The 15,664-nt window shown below is 73.3% G+C and carries 14 protein-coding genes and 1 pseudogene; 7 read left to right on the top strand and 8 right to left on the bottom strand.

The features are described 5' to 3' along the window. Window positions 1-41 precede the first annotated feature (41 nt). Window positions 42-1,457, top strand: coding sequence for a multicopper oxidase family protein (locus tag ACFVWU_RS08995; RefSeq protein WP_387617296.1), 1,416 nt, complete (start codon window positions 42-44; stop codon window positions 1,455-1,457). A gap of 192 nt (window positions 1,458-1,649) precedes the next feature. On the opposite strand, the gene ACFVWU_RS08990 is transcribed toward ACFVWU_RS08995, so the two are convergent. Next, the gene (locus tag ACFVWU_RS08990) at window positions 1,650-2,612 is read right to left on the bottom strand and encodes a pseudouridine synthase (protein WP_387617294.1); all 963 of its coding nucleotides are present in this window, start codon (window positions 2,610-2,612) and stop codon (window positions 1,650-1,652) included. Between the two features lie 116 nt (window positions 2,613-2,728). On the opposite strand from ACFVWU_RS08990, the gene ACFVWU_RS08985 reads away from it, so the two are divergent. The 3 genes from ACFVWU_RS08985 (at window position 2,729) to ACFVWU_RS08975 (ending at window position 5,529) form a co-directional block, all read left to right on the top strand. Further along, on the top strand, window positions 2,729-3,820 hold the full coding sequence (locus ACFVWU_RS08985) for a PP2C family protein-serine/threonine phosphatase (RefSeq protein ID WP_387617292.1): 1,092 nt from the start codon (window positions 2,729-2,731) through the stop codon (window positions 3,818-3,820). A 118-nt stretch (window positions 3,821-3,938) separates the two neighbouring features. Beyond that, complete coding sequence (locus ACFVWU_RS08980) at window positions 3,939-4,328, top strand: DUF3224 domain-containing protein (RefSeq protein WP_387617290.1); 390 nt, start codon at window positions 3,939-3,941, stop codon at window positions 4,326-4,328. A 247-nt stretch (window positions 4,329-4,575) separates the two neighbouring features. Beyond that, the gene (locus ACFVWU_RS08975) at window positions 4,576-5,529 is read left to right on the top strand and encodes a DUF5995 family protein (protein WP_387617288.1); all 954 of its coding nucleotides are present in this window, start codon (window positions 4,576-4,578) and stop codon (window positions 5,527-5,529) included. Here ACFVWU_RS08975 and ACFVWU_RS08970 read toward each other — a convergent pair. Beyond that, entirely contained in the window at window positions 5,490-6,929 is a 1,440-nt protein-coding gene (locus tag ACFVWU_RS08970; protein WP_387617286.1) for a GuaB1 family IMP dehydrogenase-related protein, read from the bottom strand. The genes ACFVWU_RS08975 and ACFVWU_RS08970 overlap by 40 nt on opposite strands. A 362-nt stretch (window positions 6,930-7,291) precedes the next feature. On the opposite strand from ACFVWU_RS08970, the gene ACFVWU_RS08965 reads away from it, so the two are divergent. Together ACFVWU_RS08965 and ACFVWU_RS08960 are read left to right on the top strand one after the other, a co-directional pair. Next, window positions 7,292-8,743: an SDR family NAD(P)-dependent oxidoreductase gene (locus ACFVWU_RS08965; protein ID WP_387617488.1), complete on the top strand. Its 1,452-nt coding sequence runs from the start codon at window positions 7,292-7,294 to the stop codon at window positions 8,741-8,743. Between the two features lie 21 nt (window positions 8,744-8,764). Then, on the top strand, window positions 8,765-9,229 hold the full coding sequence (locus ACFVWU_RS08960; protein WP_387617284.1) for an NUDIX hydrolase: 465 nt from the start codon (window positions 8,765-8,767) through the stop codon (window positions 9,227-9,229). Window positions 9,230-9,292: 63 nt separating this feature from the next. On the opposite strand, the gene ACFVWU_RS08955 is transcribed toward ACFVWU_RS08960, so the two are convergent. From ACFVWU_RS08955 to ACFVWU_RS08945, 3 genes are read right to left on the bottom strand one after another with little or no spacing between them, the layout of a single operon-like run. Then, a complete protein-coding gene (locus tag ACFVWU_RS08955; RefSeq protein WP_387617282.1) occupies window positions 9,293-11,527 on the bottom strand; it encodes an FtsX-like permease family protein in 2,235 nt (744 codons plus the stop codon). Continuing rightward, on the bottom strand, window positions 11,524-12,210 hold the full coding sequence (locus tag ACFVWU_RS08950; RefSeq protein WP_387617280.1) for an ABC transporter ATP-binding protein: 687 nt from the start codon (window positions 12,208-12,210) through the stop codon (window positions 11,524-11,526). Before ACFVWU_RS08950 ends, ACFVWU_RS08955 begins: the two co-directional genes overlap by 4 nt. Continuing rightward, a complete protein-coding gene (locus ACFVWU_RS08945; protein ID WP_380611276.1) occupies window positions 12,207-12,731 on the bottom strand; it encodes a PadR family transcriptional regulator in 525 nt (174 codons plus the stop codon). Before ACFVWU_RS08945 ends, ACFVWU_RS08950 begins: the two co-directional genes overlap by 4 nt. Window positions 12,732-13,093: 362 nt before the next feature. On the opposite strand from ACFVWU_RS08945, the gene ACFVWU_RS08940 reads away from it, so the two are divergent. Then, window positions 13,094-13,750: a hypothetical protein gene (locus tag ACFVWU_RS08940; protein ID WP_387617278.1), complete on the top strand. Its 657-nt coding sequence runs from the start codon at window positions 13,094-13,096 to the stop codon at window positions 13,748-13,750. Window positions 13,751-13,820: 70 nt separating this feature from the next. Here the strand turns inward: ACFVWU_RS08940 and ACFVWU_RS08935 are convergent, their stop codons facing one another. The 3 genes and pseudogenes from ACFVWU_RS08935 to ACFVWU_RS08925 all read right to left on the bottom strand — a co-directional run. After that, complete coding sequence (locus ACFVWU_RS08935; protein ID WP_387617276.1) at window positions 13,821-14,498, bottom strand: YoaK family protein; 678 nt, start codon at window positions 14,496-14,498, stop codon at window positions 13,821-13,823. A 46-nt stretch (window positions 14,499-14,544) separates the two neighbouring features. Further along, window positions 14,545-15,279: an MgtC/SapB family protein gene (locus tag ACFVWU_RS08930; protein ID WP_387617274.1), complete on the bottom strand. Its 735-nt coding sequence runs from the start codon at window positions 15,277-15,279 to the stop codon at window positions 14,545-14,547. A 103-nt stretch (window positions 15,280-15,382) separates the two neighbouring features. After that, a pseudogene (locus tag ACFVWU_RS08925) lies at window positions 15,383-15,664 on the bottom strand (manganese transporter); the annotation flags it as partial.

Here is a 15,664-nt window from a genome sequence, read left to right as displayed (position 1 = left end):
CGGCGTCGCGGACGGATTCCTCGGACCTGTACAAGCTCCGGATGGCCGAGACCGAGGTGGAGATCGTCAAAGGGCTGAAGACCACCGTCCGGACCTACGGCGGCTGCTTCCCGGGTCCGACCATCCGGGCGGTCAAGGGTCGTGAGGTGGTGGTCCAGCAGACCAACGACCTGAGCGTGCACACCTCCGTCCACCTGCACGGCGGCCATGTCCAGTCGAAGTACGACGGCCTGCCGATGGACCTCGTCGAGCCCGGCGAGACCCGCGAGTACCGCTACCCCAACCAACAGGTGGCCGCCTCACTCTGGTACCACGACCACGCGCACCAGCTGGAGGCCGAGAACGTCTACCGCGGCCTGGCCGGCGCCTACCTGCTCAGCGACCCGCACGAGAGCGGCCTGCCGCTGCCGAGCGGCGAGTTCGACATCCCGCTGCTGATCCGGGACGCCCGGATCGAGACGGACGGCAGGCTGGTCTACACCGACCCGTACGAGTGCCCGCACATGCTGGTCAACGGCAAGGAGCGGCCCTACTTCGAGGTGGCGGCGCGCAAGTACCGACTGCGGGTCTTCAACGTCTCGCCCAACCGCCACATATCGCTGCGCTTCGCCGACGGCGAGCCGTTCACCCAGATAGCCTCCGACGGCGGACTGCTCGCCAAGCCGGTGAAGCTGGACGAACTGACCCTGGCCGGCGCGGAACGCGCCGAGATCGTGGTCGACTTCGCCCGCTTCCCGGTCGGCGAATCGGTGGTGCTGGAGAACACGGCCGCGCTGGAGACCGAGCGGTCCGAGGTGCTGCGCTTCGACATCACCCGGACGGCCGAGGACCGTAGCCGGATACCGGACGTCCTGGCCACCCTGCCGCCGATCCCGGAGGCAACGGTGCACCGGGAGTTCTGGCTGACGACCTTCCCGGACACCAGGATCAACGGGCGCAAGTACGACCCGGACCGGACCGACGTGCGGACCACCCTCGGCACCAGCGAGATCTGGACGATCCACAACCACCTCACCCGGCGGCCGGCCGGGGTCTTCCACGCCCCCCACTCCTTCCACACCCATCTGGTGCGGTTCCGCGTGCTGGACCGTGACGGGGAGCCGGTCGGCCCGGCCGAGGCCGGGCTGAAGGACACCGTCCCGATCTACCCGGGCCAGAGCGTCCGGATCGCCATGACCTGGGGCGACTATCCGGGCCAGTACGTCTACCACTGCCACCACGGGGTGCACTCCTCGCACGGCCAGATGGGCCGGATCGACGTGCTGCCCGCGGGATCGGAAGGCAGCGGCAAGGAGTCGAACGAGGCCTTCGCCGGCTCGTCCGACTCCTCGGAAGACTCGATGTCCGGAGCCCACCGGTCCGGATCGTCGGCGTCCGGAACCGGTCGGCGGCCACGGCGGCGGCACCATCGGCACCATCGGCACCACCACAGGCACCACGTCGCCGCCCGGGACTGACCCTGTCGGGAATCCTGGCGTTCAACCGTCCGTGATCACGGTGGTGAGCCAGTCTCGCGGGTACCGGGGGCCCGCGAGACCCCGAGGAGTGCGGGGCGGTGGGCAGCGCTGCGTTCACGCCCCCGCGATCGCGCCGCGAGGGCGGCCGTGCGGCGGATCGGCCACCGGGCCGGGCCCCGTCGTCCGCCGGACCTAGGACCTGTCCGAGGGGGCGCCGAGGGCCCAGCCCTCGGGGTCGGTCCAGGCGGCCAGGGTGCGGCGGCTCTCGAAGCGGCGCGCGCGGCCGGTCAGCGGGTCGGTGAACTCGACGACGGAGGAGAGGAGTTGGAGCGGCCGGCGGAAGTCGTCCGGGGCCGGTTCGGGCAGCACCACCGGGTAGACCGGGTCGCCGAGGATCGGCACGCCGAGCCCGCACATGTGCAGTCGCAGCTGGTGGGTGCGTCCGCTGAGCGGGCGGAGGCGGTAGCGGGCGAGGCCGTCACGGCGGTCGAGCAGGTCGATCTCGCTCTCGCTGTTCGGCGGGGCGTCGACCTCGCGGGCGGCGATCACGCCCCGTTCCTTGACGATGTGGCTGCGGACGGTGCGCGGCAGGCTCAGCGCCGGGTCGTACGGGGCGACGGCCTGGTACTCCTTGCGGACCAGCCGGTCGCGGAAGAGCGTCTGGTAGGCGCCCCGGTCCTCCGGCCGGACCACGAACATGGCCAGGCCGGCGGTGAGCCGGTCGAGCCGGTGGGCGGGGCTGAGCGCGGGCAGGTCGAGGGTGTGCCGCAGCCGGGAGAGCGCCGTCTCGACGACGTGCCGGCCGCGCGGGGTGGTGGCCAGGAAGTGCGGCTTGTCGACGACGACCAGGTGCTCGTCCCGGTGCAGCACCTCCAGCTCGAACGGGACGCGGACCTCGTCCGGCAGGTCCCGGTAGAACCACAGGTGCGCGCCGGGCCGGAACGGCGCGTCGGGCGCGACCGGCCCGTCCTCGCCGACGATCTCCCGCCCGTGCAACGCCGCGTCGATCCGCTCGGCAGCCACGGTGGGCAGTCGCTCGACCAGGTGGGCGCGAACGGTCGGCCAGGGACCCTCGGCCGGGAGCCGCAGGTGCACCGGATCCACGCCGTTGCGCTGCGGGAGGGGGGAGGCCGGGCGGCGGCTCTTGCGTCTCATCTCGCGGCCCAGCCTAGTCGGGTACGCCCGGCCGTCCTCGTCCGAGGTGCCGTCCGCGGGGGGCGCGGAGCAGAGTGGACCGTAGACCCGCTCTGCCGCTCAGCCCTGGAGGACGTGTGACCGCCGACGACGGCCCGGCCGGTGTGCCGCCGCTGCACCTGCCGCGACGCACCCGGTTGCTGCTGTACGGCTCCTTCGCGCTGCTGGTCGGCGCCATCGTCGCCGACCTGGCGACCGGCCCCGGCACGACGCTCTCCCCCGTCCTCGCGGTGGCGCCGGTGCTGGCCGGAGCGACCACCCGGGCGGCCCGGGTGCCGCTGATCGCCGGGGCGATCGCCATCCTCGCGGTCGGGCTGCTGGAGGCCACCAACACCGATCTGCCGACCGAGGTGCACGTCACCGCGCTGATCACGGTGCTCGCCGCGACGTTGGCCAGCGCCGCCAACGTCGTCCTGGTGGCGGCCCGGGAACGGGAGCTGTCCCGGGTCCGGACGGTGGCCGAGGCGGCGCAGCGGGCCCTGCTGCGCCCGCCGCCGGAGCGGATCGGGCGGCTGCGGGTGGCCGTGCGGTACGTCGCGGCGGCGGCCGAGGCGCGGATCGGCGGGGACGTGTACGCCGTCGTCGAGACCCGCTCCGGCGTGCGGATCCTGCTCGGCGACGTGCAGGGGCACGGGCTGCCGGCGGTGGAGACGGCGGCGGACGTGCTGGGCGTGTTCCGGGAGGCGGCGCGGACCGATCCCGACCTCGCCCGACTGGCGGAGCGGCTGGACGCGGCGCTCGCCGCGCGGTCGGAGGACGGGCGGTTCGCCACCGCGCTGCTGCTGGACGTGGCGCCGGACCGGGGGCCGGTGACGATCGTGAACTGCGGCCATCCGCACCCGCTGCTGCGCCGCGCGGGCAGGGTGAGCGAGCTGGAGCCGCCGTTCCCCGCGCCGCCGCTGGGCCTGCTCGGGCTGACCGGCGGCGGCTACCCGGCGGGCCGCTTCGAGCCGCGGCCCGGCGACCTGCTGCTCCTGCACACTGACGGCGTGTCCGAGGCCCGGGACGCCGAGGGCCGGTTCTACCCGCTGGCGGAACGTCTGCCCGACCTGCCCGCGGGGAACCCCGCGGACCTGCTGGACGACCTGCTCGCGGACGTCGACGGCTGGGTCGGGGACGCCGGGCTGGAAGACGACGCGGCGGTGCTGGCGCTGCGCTGGGAGTACTGACGGCGACGCAGGGCCGAGTGTCAGTGGTGTGTGCGAGGCTTCACGCACGGTCGGGGCGTGCCCGGCCGCTCGGTCGGCGGGTGCCGGCCGGGGAGACGACCGACGAGGGGAGCGTGCCGTGGGTACCAAGGCGAGCGGGTCGTTCGAGCTGACCGCTTTCGAGCCGGTGGAGACGGAGGAGCGCGAGGGCGCCTCCTTCGGGCGGGTCAGCATCGCCAAGACCTTCACGGGCGGCCTGAGCGGGCGGAGCGAGGTGCGGATGCTGTCCGTCGGCGACGCCTCGGGCGGCCCGGCCTCGTACGTCGCGGTGGAGCACGTGACGGGTGAACTGGACGGGCGCAAGGGCTCGTTCGTGCTCCAGCACGCGGCCTGGGACACCACCGGGGTGACGATACGCGTGGTGCCGGGCACCGGGACGGGCGAGCTGGCCGGGATCACCGGGGAGTTCCAGCTGGCCGTCGACGAGTCCGGCGCCCACACCTACGTGCTGGCGTACGAGCTGGGCTGACGCCGGTTGCGGGGCGCGCGGCCGGCGGGCCGTCCGTCACAGGATGGGCTGGGTCGCCTCCAGCCGCTGGATCGCGGTCCGGACCGCGGTCGTGAAGCTCCGTAACAGCCGCATGCCTCGACGTCATTCCAGGGCGGGGCGGCCTGATCGTGTGACGCCACGTCGACGGACGCGTGTTCGCGCCCACCGGACACCCTCCACACTGCCACGATGCGATCAGTGCACGACCGGCCTCGGAGGGTGGCACATGACCCGCACAGCGACGGCCCGTACGGCGACGGCCCGCAGGCCGGTCACGGTCGAGGAGGTGGTCGGCCGACTGCGGGAGATCGCGGCAGAGCTGCCCCCGGCGGACGGGGTGGCGGTCTTCAACACAGTGACGGAGGCGGTGCGCGGCCGGCTCGTCGGCGGGTACTTCGCCGACCCTGCGGCGATGGCCGAGCTGGACGTGGTGTTCGCCGGGCGGTACCTGCTGGCTGTGGCCGCCGACGCGGCCGGGCAGGAGCCGCCCGCCTGCTGGCGGCCGCTGTTCGCGCTGCGCGCCCACCCGGGCGTGCACCCGCTGCAGTTCGCGCTGGCGGGGATGAACGCCCACATCCAGCACGACCTGCCGCTGGCCGTGGTCGACCTCTGCCTGCGCCGTGGCTGCGATCCGGCCGGAGTCGAGGCGGACTACCACCGGATCAACGGGGTGCTGGCCGAGGTGGAGACGGCCGTGCGCGAACGGCTGATGCCCGGGCCCGACCTGCTGGAGCAGGCCGAGCCACTCACCCACCTGCTCGGCACCTGGTCGGTCGACGCCGCCCGCGAGGGGGCCTGGGCGGCCGTGCAGGCACTGTGGGAGCTGCGCCGGCTGCCGGGCGCCGCCCGGGCCTTCGCCGCCGAGCTGGACGGCTCGGTCGGGCTGCTCGGCCGCGCCCTACTGATCCCGCTCGGACCGCACCACGGCCGGGACGGACAAGGCGGCCGGGGCCAAGAACACGTCGGGCCCGCCGGACACGACGGACACGACGGACACGACGGGCCCGGCCAGCGGCAGGACGCGCCCGAAACGGCCGCGGCCGCCCGGCTCCCCGAGGCGAGGAACCGGACGGCCGACGGTACGGACGCGGGCGGGCAGGACCGGGCCGGGCACGCCCGGCCCGACCAGCCCCGGCCCGATCAGGCCCAGCTGGAGTGCAGCGGCTTGCCCTCGGCGTAGCCGGCCGCGCTCTGGATGCCCACGATCGCCTTCTCGTGGAACTCCTCCAGGGTGTTGGCGCCCGCGTAGGTGCAGGAGCTGCGCACACCGGCGACGATCGAGTCGATCAGGTCCTCGACGCCCGGGCGGGCCGGGTCGAGGAACATCCGGGAGTGCGAGATGCCCTCCTCGAACAGCGCCTTGCGGGCCCGGTCGTAGGTGGAGTCCTGGGCGGTGCGGTTGCTGACCGCACGGGCCGAGGCCATGCCGAAGCTCTCCTTGTACTGGCGGCCGTCGGCGGCGGTCTGCAGGTCCCCCGGGGACTCGTAGGTGCCGGCGAACCAGGAGCCGATCATCACGTTGGAGGCACCGGCGGCCAGCGCCATGGCGACGTCGCGCGGGTGGCGCACGCCGCCGTCGGCCCAGACGTGCTTGCCGAGCCGGCGGGCCTCGGCGGCGCACTCCAGGACGGCGGAGAACTGCGGGCGGCCGACACCGGTCATCATCCGGGTGGTGCACATGGCGCCCGGGCCGACGCCGACCTTGAGGATGTCGGCGCCCGCCTCGACCAGGTCGCGGACACCGGCGGCGGAGACCACGTTGCCGGCCACGATCGGGATCTGCGGGTCCAGGCCGCGCACCGCGCGCAGCGCGCTGATCATGCTCTCCTGGTGGCCGTGCGCGGTGTCGACCACCAGCACGTCGGCCCCGGCCTCGATCAGGGCCTTGGCCTTGCCCGCGACGTCGCCGTTGATGCCGACGGTCGCGGCGATCCGCAGCTTGCCGTTCGCGTCCACGGCCGGGGTGTACAGGGTGGCGCGCAGCGCGCCCTTGCGGGTGAGGATGCCGACCAGGTGGCCCTCGGCGTCGACCACCGGGGCGAGCTTGCGGTGCGCCTCGGAGAGCTTGTCGAAGGCGGCGCGCGGGTCGATGTCCTCGTCCAGCAGCAGCAGCTCGCGGGACATGATGTCGGCGAGGCTGGTGAAGCGGTCCACGCCCTGGCAGTCGGACTCGGTGACGACGCCGACCGGCTTGCCGTCCTCGACCACCACGAGGGCGCCGTGCGCGCGCTTGGGCAGCAGGGAGAGCGCCTCGGCGACGGTGGCGCCGGGGGCGAGGGTGATCGGGGTGTCGACCACCAGGTGGCGCTGCTTGACCCAGGAGATGACCTCGGCGATGACCTCGGTCGGGATGTCCTGCGGGATGGCGACCAGGCCGCCGCGGCGCGCGACGGTCTCGGCCATCCGGCGGCCGGCGATGGCGGTCATGTTGGCGACGACCAGCGGGATGGTGGTGCCGGTGCCGTCGTTCGAGGAGAGGTCGACGCCCTGCCGGGAGCCCACGGCGGAACGGCTGGGGACCATGAAGACGTCGTCGTACGTCAAGTCGTACGAGGGCTTGAGGTCGTTCAGGAAACGCATGAATGGGCTCTCTGGCTGGGAGAAATTACACCTCGGGTGCGGTTGCGGCGATGCCGCCGGGGCGCACTCGGGCGCCCGGCACCCAGCATTCGATTCTCCGGCAGTGCAGGGGCAAAAGCCAGTTCGAGGAACATTGCTGGTGCTGTGCACAAACCGTGATCAATGCTCCGCGCGTAGACATGGACGATCCTCCAAGCCCCGGCCCCCACGTCGGCTTTTCGCCCCGGCGAGGACCGCTCCCGTAGCATTCACGCGGTAACGGCGAGGCGAGTGGGAAAGCGGCAGCGGGCGTGAGCATCGAGCAGAAGGACGTCGAACGACAGGACGTCGGACATGGCCAGGTCGAGGGCACCGAGGAGGAGATCGACTTCGGTCCCGGCCTCGACCCCGAGCGACTGAGGCTCTGCCTGGAGGTGCTCGCGGAGCTGGACGAGCTGCACGTCGACCACCCGGACGCGATCACCGTCCGCAAGGCCGTCGGCGGCATATTCCGGACCCTCAAGCAGCGCCGCCGCCAGGAGACCCGGGCCCGCAAGACCGCCAACGACCGCGAGGTCACCGCCCGGACGGCCACCGGCGCGCCCACCCGGATCGACGACGAGACGGCCGGTGCCTTCGGCCTGACCACCGTCACCACCACCGAGATCGCCGGCATCCTGGAGCGGCCGCGCTCCTGCTACACCTGCAAGGGCCGGTACGTCGAGGTCGACGCCTTCTACCATAACCTGTGCCAGCCCTGCGCGGCCCTCAACCGGTCCCGCCGGGACGCCCGGGCCGACCTCACCGGCAAGCGCGCGCTGCTGACCGGCGGCCGGGCCAAGATCGGGATGTACATCGCGCTGATGCTGCTGCGCGACGGCGCCCACACCACCATCACCACCCGCTTCCCCAACGACGCGATCCGCCGCTTCAAGGCGATGCCGGACAGCGCCGAGTGGATCCACCGCCTCAAGATCATCGGCATCGACCTGCGTGACCCGGCCCAGGTCATGGCGCTGGCCGACGAGGTCGCCGCCGACGGCCCGCTGGACATCCTGATCAACAACGCCGCGCAGACCGTCCGCCGCCCGCCGGAGTCCTACCGCGAGCTGGTCAACGCCGAGTCCGCCCCGCTGCCGGCCGGTGAGCTGCCGCAGGCCACCACCATCGGCCGCTTCAACAGCGGCGGCGTCGACCTGCCCGCCCTCCCCCACCAGGCGAGCGGCGGCGAGCAGCGGCTGGCCGCCGAGGACGTCACCTCGCTCGCCCTGGTCACCGGCTCCGCCACCCCGGCCCGGATCGAGGCCGGCACCGCGATCGACGCCGGCGGCCTGGTGCCCGACCTCGCGGACACCAACAGCTGGGTGCAGACCGTCGAGGAGGTGGGCCCGGTCGAGCTGCTGGAGGTCCAGCTCTGCAACTCCACCGCGCCGTTCATCCTGATCAGCCGGCTGCGCCCGGCGATGGCCGCGTCCGCGTCCCGTCGCAAGTACGTGGTCAACGTCTCCGCGATGGAGGGCGTCTTCTCGCGCGGCTACAAGGGCGCCGGCCACCCGCACACCAACATGGCCAAGGCCGCGCTCAACATGCTCACCCGCACCAGCGCGCAGGAGATGTTCCAGAGCGACGGCATCCTGATGACCGCCGTCGACACCGGCTGGATCACCGACGAGCGGCCGCACCCGGACAAGATGCGCCTCGCCGACGAGGGCTTCCACGCCCCGCTCGACCTGGTCGACGGCGCGGCCCGGGTGTACGACCCGATCGTGCGCGGCGAGGCGGGCGAGGACCTGTACGGCTGCTTCCTCAAGGACTACGAGCGCGGAAACTGGTAACCAGCTGAAGGAGATGGCGAGTTGAGCACCGTACCGACCGCACCGCTGCTCGGCGCCGGGGTCATCGTGCCCACCGGGGACGGCCGGGTGCTGATCGGCCGCCGCACCACGGCCGGCGAACCGCCCACCTGGAGCCTGCCCGGCGGCAAGGTCGACCTCGGCGAGTCCTTCGAGCAGACCGCGGCCCGCGAACTCGCCGAGGAGACCGGCATCGTGCTGCCCGCGGCGCAGATGCGGGTGCTCGCCGTGCACCTGGACCACGAGCTCGGCCGGCCCCGGCTGACCGCCGCCGTGCTGGCGCCGCCGAGCCTGGCCGAGGCGGTGGTCACCGAGCCGCACGCGTGCGCCGGTTGGGAGCGCTTCGCGGTGGACGAGCTGCCGGAGCCGATGTTCTACCCGTCCGCGCTGGTGCTCGGCAGCTGGCTGCCCGGGCTGGACGACATCCGGCGGGACCGGACACACGGCTACACCGTCGCCCGCCGATGACGTACGGCCGCCCCGACGCCTGCCGATGGGCAGGCGTCGGGGCGGGTGGCTCCCGTACCGTGATCAGCCGTTGCGGGCCGCCTCCGGCCCGGTGATCCGCTTCAGCAGCGGCAGCGTCGAGGCGATGATCGCGAGCGAGGCGAGCAGGCCGAAGCCCGTCAGCCCGTAGTACGCCAGGCCCGGGGACACCAGGTCGTAGCTCATCTGGGCCTTGAGGAACATCGCCGCCGCGGCGAAGCCCGTCCCGATCGCGAGCGCCGACACCACCAGCAGCGGCAGCGCGCTCTCCAGTCCGACCACCCGGCGCAGCAGCCGCAGCGGTGCGCCGGTCAGCCGCAGCATCGCGAACGGCCTTCTGCGGTCGGACAGTCCGGCGACCACGCTCACCGCGAGGCTGCACCCGGCGATCGGCAGGGTGGTCAGCAGCACCACGTTCGCCAGCTGCCGCCAGGCCTGGAGCTTCTTCTGCCCACCGGAGGCCCAGTCCTCGGCCAACCGCGGCTCGTAGGTCGGGAACTCCTTCATGAACAGCGTCCGCAGCTGCTCCTTGGCCTCCTCGGAGCCGTCGGTGGTCGCGTAGAGCATCCGCACCGGGAGCTTGGCCACCTCCTCCGCGGGAATCTGCGCGGCCGGCCACTCGTGCTGGGAGGCGTCCAGCAGGTCGACGAACTGGAACTGGTCGACCGCCGCGACGGCGGCTCCGGGTGCGCAGTGGCCGACCACGGGGATCTGCGCGAGTTCCGAGCAGCTCACCAGGCTGGGCACCATCCGTCGCTCACCCTGCTGGTACGCGCCGATCCCGGCCGGGTTGTCGTGCACCAGGGCGATCCCCCGGAACCCGGGAACGGCCCGGGCCTGCGCCAGCACGCGATCGGGCACCGAAGGCAGCGGGGCCGCGTCCTCCCTGTTGCCGAACGGGGTGGCCACGATCGCCTTGCGCACCTCGGGGGCGCCGTTCAGCATGCCCTGGTTGGCGTTGATGGTGCTCATGATGGCCAGGGTTCCGGTGGTCACGAACAGCGCCAGCACCAGGCCGGCGACCGAGCGGAAGCCTGCCCTCGGGTCGTCCGACAGACGGCGCATCGCGATCAGCGAGGCCGGCCGGCTGGTCCGCCGGGCCACCGCCTGGGCGGTCGCCATGGTGAGCCACGGACCGGCGATCACCAGGCCGAGCATCACCAGCACGAAGCCGGTCAGGTACGCCAACGACTGCCCGTTGGTGGTCTTCGGGTGGTTGCCGACGAAGTAACCGAGCTCGGCGAGACCGGCCACCAGCGGTGCCAGCCGCCAGGCGCTCGGCGGCTTCGGGGTGACCCGGCGGGAGACCCCGAGCGGCGAGATGGTGACCCGGCGCAGCGCGAACCGGGCGGCGAGCGCGGCCGCCACCGGCACGCCCAGCACCACCCCGGCCACCTGCGGCAGGGTCAGGCTCAGGTCGGAGGCGAAGAAGCGGTCGCCGGTGAACGGCACGTCGGCCACCACGGGCTTCAGCGCGAAGTACAGGCCGAAGCCGACGGCCGTGCCGATCACCGCCGCCACCGTGGACTCCACCGCCGAGATCACCGACACCTGGCCGGGCGTCGCGCCCACCAGGCGCATCGCGGCGTAGCGCTGCTCGCGGGTAGCGGCGGACAGCCGGGTCGCGGTGCCGATGAAGATCAGCACCGGGAAGATCAGCGCGGCGGCCACCACGGTGAGCACCAACAGGAGTGCGTCGCCGTGCACGCCCGCGCCGTAGCAGTCGAAGGAGCAGTCGGCGGGCATCGCGGTGGCGATGCTCGTGACGGTGGTGGGCCTCGGCCGCGCCTTGACCTCGTCCACCGTGCGGCCGACGACCATCACGAGGCTGTCCGGGGAGGGCAACCCGGCGTCGGCGATGGTGCCGACCAGCCGCCCCGGGAAGCGGTCGGCCAGTTCGACGGCCGGGGTGTCCCGCAGCAGCTTCTCCAGTGCGGGCGAGGCGTAGTACTCGCCGGGCGCGGGCAGCCGGCTCAGGCCGGGCGGCAGTGGCGAGGTGGGACCGGTCGGGGCGACATCGGCCCGGAAGACGGTCTTCCCGCGGTAGTAGTCCGCCCGGGCGCCCCACCAGAGCGGGTCCGCCGAGGTGGCCGCGGTCGCGCCCTTGACGCCCGTGTTCATCCAGAGCTGCCGCTCGTTGGCACGGTCGATCGCGTTGACGCTGGAGAAGGTCGACAGCAGCAGCCCGACACCGACCGCGACCGCCGCCGCGATCATCAGCAGCCGGGCCACCGCCTCCCGGCCGCCGCTGACGGCGAGCCGGAGCGAGAAGGGGATCACGGGGCCACCGACCCGGCGGAGAGCGTACGGGCCCGGCCGTCGCGGACGATCGCCTCGCGGTCGGCGTAGGCGGCGACCCGCGGCTCGTGGGTGACCAGGATGACGGTGGTGCCCTGCTCCTTCGCCGAGGTGACCATCAGCTCCATCACCTGCTCGCCGGTCAGCGAGTCCAGGGCACCGGTCGGCTCGTCGGCGAACAGCACCTGCGGACGGGCCACCAGGCCGCGGGCCAGGGCGACCCGTTGCGCCTGACCGCCGGACAGTTCCCCGGAGCGGCGCGTCTCCATGCCGTCCAGGCCGAGCCGGGGGAACCAGGGCCGGGCCTGGGCCAGCGCCGCGGGCCGGCGTACGCCGTTCAGCAGCAGCGGCAGGGCGACGTTCTCCTCGGCCGTCAACTCCGGGACCAGCTGGCCGAACTGGAAGACGAAGCCGAACGTGTCCCGACGCAGGGCGCTGCGCCGGGCCTCCGACATGCGGTCCAGGCGCTGCCCGTTGAACAGCACCTCGCCCGCGTCGGGCACCAGGATGCCGGCCAGGCAGTGCAGTAACGTCGACTTGCCCGAGCCGCTGGGGCCCATGATGGCGAGCACCTCGCCGGCCTGGACGGCCAGGCTCGCCCCGCGCAGCGCGGGCGTCTCGCCGAAGGCGAGGGCGATGTCACGGGCTTCGATGACCGTGGTCATGCGCGCACCTCCGCGGCGAGGGCGTCGAGGCGGGCGACGGTGAGGTCGATCCAGCGCAGGTCGGCCTCCAGGTGGAACAGGCCGTGGTCGGCGAGCAGGGCGTCCACCAGGGCGCCGGTGCGGCGCAGTTCGGTGAGCTCGCGCATCCGGCGCAGGTGGGCGGCACGCTGGGTGTCCAGGTACTGCTCGGCGTCGCGGCCCAGCATCAGGGCCAGCACCACCTTGGTGAACAGCACGGACTGCAGGTTGGGTTCGGGCGCGACCGGCTCCTGGAGCCAGGTCTCGAACTCGGTCGCCCCGGCGTCGGTGATGACGTAGCGCTTGCGCTCGGGCCCGTCGCCGGGCTCGGCCTCACCGGCCATCACCTTGCCGTCGCGGGCGAGTCGGCCGAGGGTCGCGTAGACCTGTCCGTACGGGAGGGGCTTGCCGCGGCCGAAGAGGGCGTCGTAGTCGCGCTTGAGGTCGTAGCCGTGGCTCGGCTCCCGCTCCAGCAGCCCGAGGAGGGTCAAAGGAACACTCATGGGCGAGACCATACACCAGGGATATACACCGAGTGTATAGCTGCGAAGAATACGGCGCTGAGCTGGCGAAACGTCAACTGACGGACAGGCGGGGACAGGAGGCGGCCCCCACGACCGCCCCCTGCTCCGCACCACGGCCCGGAACCCCCACGGTCCGGCCGGGCCGGCCTCGCGCTCAGGCACGGAGAGCGCGGCCGGACTCCAGCCTGCCCGGGCGGACGGCGCCTGCCGAGGGCCGAACGTCCCGGGTGGTGAGGTCGGTGGCACGACGAACGGGCACCACTCTTGTGCGCGGTGGGCCGTCGGGTGGAGATTGGGTGATGAAACCCTGTACGTCCCCGCGTCCTTGAGGAGTCCTCACCGTGCCCAGCACACCCCGCTCCGCCCGGCCCGCGTCGCTCCCGCGGCGAACCGGCCGTCAGCTGCGGCGGGCCTTCGGCACTCGGCACGAACCGCTGGTCCGCCCGCTCGACCGCGCCCGGGCCCGGGCCTGGCTGCTCGCGATCGTCGGCGGGCTGGCGGCGGTCGCCGTCTCCGTACTGGGTGCCCTGCTCCTCTACCGCTCGACGGCGCCGCAGGCCGCCGCCGACCGGGTGCGGCTGCACCGGGTGGACGCCGTGGTCGCCGTCCTCCCCGACCACGGCGCCGCCACCGGCAGCCGCTTCGCGGACGGCTACAACAGCCGGATCGAGGTCCAGGCCGCCTGGAACTACCCTGCGGGCACCGCGCACACCGGTACCGTCGAGGCCCCTCGCACGGCCGCCGTCGGCACCGTCGTCCCGATCTGGGTCGACCCCGCGGGCACCCCCACCACTCCCCCGGCCAACCGCGCCTCCCTCGCCGTCTCCGCCGCCTGCACCGGCGCCGGCGCCCTCCTGGCTCTCCTCGCGATGCTGACCCTGGCGCTGCGGCTGCGCCTCCATGCCCTCGACCGCCGCGCCGAGACCGCCTGGACCACCAGCTGGGCCCGCCTCGAGCCGCTCTGGACCGGCCGCGCCGGACACCGCCGCGAGGATTGAGGAACCGCCCGCTCCCGAAGCCTTCGTGCCCCCTCGACCGTTCGGCGAGGGGGCACGAGGGCGTTCGGCCTCAGCGGCGTTCGGTCCAGGCGGGCGCCGGGGTGGGCTTGCCGGCGTGGTGGGTGAGGACGGCCACCGCGACCAGCAGGGCGAGGGCCAGGGCCAGCGCGGTGGGGACGTTGGCGTGGAGGACGAGCAGCGTGCCGAGCAGGGCGCCGGCGAACATCCAGACGACGGAGGCGATGCGGCGCAGGCCGGTGAGGTCGGCGGCGAGGGCGGTGATGGTCATGGTGAGCACGGTGGTGGTGAGGTCGGGGATCTTGAGCGAGCGGACCACCGCGTTCTGGCCGCCCATGGCGAGGGCGAGCAGGCCGATCAGGGTGTAGCGGGCGGGTTCGGAGCCGTGGCCGATGACGGCTGCCAGGACGGTGCTCGCGGCGACCAGCACCGCCTGGGCGGCGACCGCGGCGGTCAGCAGCCGGCCGCGGTGGCCGGGCAGGTGCCGGGAGAGGTGGCCGCCGGCCAGGGCGCCGAGCAGGAACACGGCGAGGGCGGCGAGTGAGGCGGGGGCGGAGAGGTTCGCGGCGCCGGCCAGGGCGAAGCCGAGGAAGACCACGTTGCCGGTCATGTTGGCGACGAAGACGTGTCCGAGTTCGAGGTAGCTGATCGCGTCCACCACCCCGGTGACCACGGTCAGCACCAGCAGCATCGGCACCAGCGGCCCGTGCTCGGGGTCGTGTTTCAACATCGGGCCTCCCAGGCGGTTCGCGTGACGGTCCTTCCGTTCTACTCGCTCAGGCGAGCGCCGGGCTGCCGGACTCGTCCGACTCCTCGTCCAGGTGCCAGTGCAGGTCCCGCACTCCGGGCTCCAGCGACAGCCGGGTGACGACCTGCTCCAGGGCCGGGGCCACCTGCCCGGTGATCGCCACGGTGGCGCGCAGGCTGGTGGCGTCGCCCTGTTCCGTGCGGCGGGCGCGCAGGCCGGTGGGGGCGAGGCCGGAGGCGGCCAGGGCCTGGAGCAGCAGCGCGCGGATGTGGGTCTCGGACTTGCGGTCGCACTCCAGGTGGACGGTGGCCCGGCAGGTGGAGTCCGGGTCGCTGCCGGACTGCGGGGCCCGGTCGAGCATCCGGCCGGCCGGGCGCAGCACCAGGTGGACGGCGAGCACGGCGAGCGTGCCGAGGCCGGCGAGCTCCAGCTTGCCGGAGGCGGCCAGCACCCCGACGGCGGCCGAACACCAGAGCGTGGCGGCGGTGTTGAGACCGCGCACGCCGGCGCCGTCGCGCAGGATGACGCCACCGCCGAGGAAGCCGATGCCGGAGACGACGTACGAGGCGACCCGGGTGGGGCTGCCGGTGTCGCCGACCGCCTCGCTGTAGAGCACGAACAGGGTGGCGCCGGCGGCGACCAGGGCGTTGGTGCGCAGGCCGGCCATCCGGGCCCGCCACTGGCGCTCGACGCCGATCAGTGCGCCGCAGGCGACGCCGGTGGTGAGCCGGACCAGGAACTCGACGGTGGTCAGGGTGTGCACGACGGCACCTCCTCCAGAGGAATCACGGGGAACGCGGGGAAAGGGCACGGACGGGGGGCGAGCCGCTGCCCACCACCCGTCCGCACGGGCTTCGATCGGTGGCTCAGTGGTTCATGGCGGTCTGGACGATCTTGATGATGACCATGATCATCGCGATCAGCAGGTACGCGCGCAGGGCGCCCATGCCGATCTTGCGGGCGGTGGACATCACCGGCTTCTCCAGGGTCTCCAGCGGGGGCATCCGCCAGTTCTCGCGGCCGGTGCGGTCGATGGGGTCCTCCTTGGTGCCGCGGCGGCCGAAGGTGAAGAAGTACCCGGCGACCAGCACGCCCGCCACGCCGCAGCCGGCCATGATCCACAGGATCGCGTCCGAGCTGATGTCCGG

It is taken from the genome of Kitasatospora sp. NPDC058190 (assembly GCF_042883685.1).
Taxonomy (GTDB): Bacteria; Actinomycetota; Actinomycetes; order Streptomycetales; family Streptomycetaceae; genus Kitasatospora.
Note: the sequence above shows the minus strand (reverse complement) of the source record. Positions and strands in the feature narration are given on the sequence as shown.

Bases quoted from the DNA above. Each gene is read 5' to 3' on its own strand.
- ACFVWU_RS08935 (WP_387617276.1), bottom strand. From the start codon at position 14,498: ATGTTGAAACACGACCCCGAGCACGGGCCGCTGGTGCCGATGCTGCTG.
- ACFVWU_RS08950 (WP_387617280.1), bottom strand. From the start codon at position 12,210: ATGACCACGGTCATCGAAGCCCGTGACATCGCCCTCGCCTTCGGCGAG.
- ACFVWU_RS08975 (WP_387617288.1), top strand. From the start codon at position 4,576: ATGACCCGCACAGCGACGGCCCGTACGGCGACGGCCCGCAGGCCGGTC.
- ACFVWU_RS08990 (WP_387617294.1), bottom strand. From the start codon at position 2,612: ATGAGACGCAAGAGCCGCCGCCCGGCCTCCCCCCTCCCGCAGCGCAAC.
- ACFVWU_RS08995 (WP_387617296.1), top strand. From the start codon at position 42: ATGGCCGAGACCGAGGTGGAGATCGTCAAAGGGCTGAAGACCACCGTC.
- ACFVWU_RS08945 (WP_380611276.1), bottom strand. From the start codon at position 12,731: ATGAGTGTTCCTTTGACCCTCCTCGGGCTGCTGGAGCGGGAGCCGAGC.
- ACFVWU_RS08970 (WP_387617286.1), bottom strand. From the start codon at position 6,929: ATGCGTTTCCTGAACGACCTCAAGCCCTCGTACGACTTGACGTACGAC.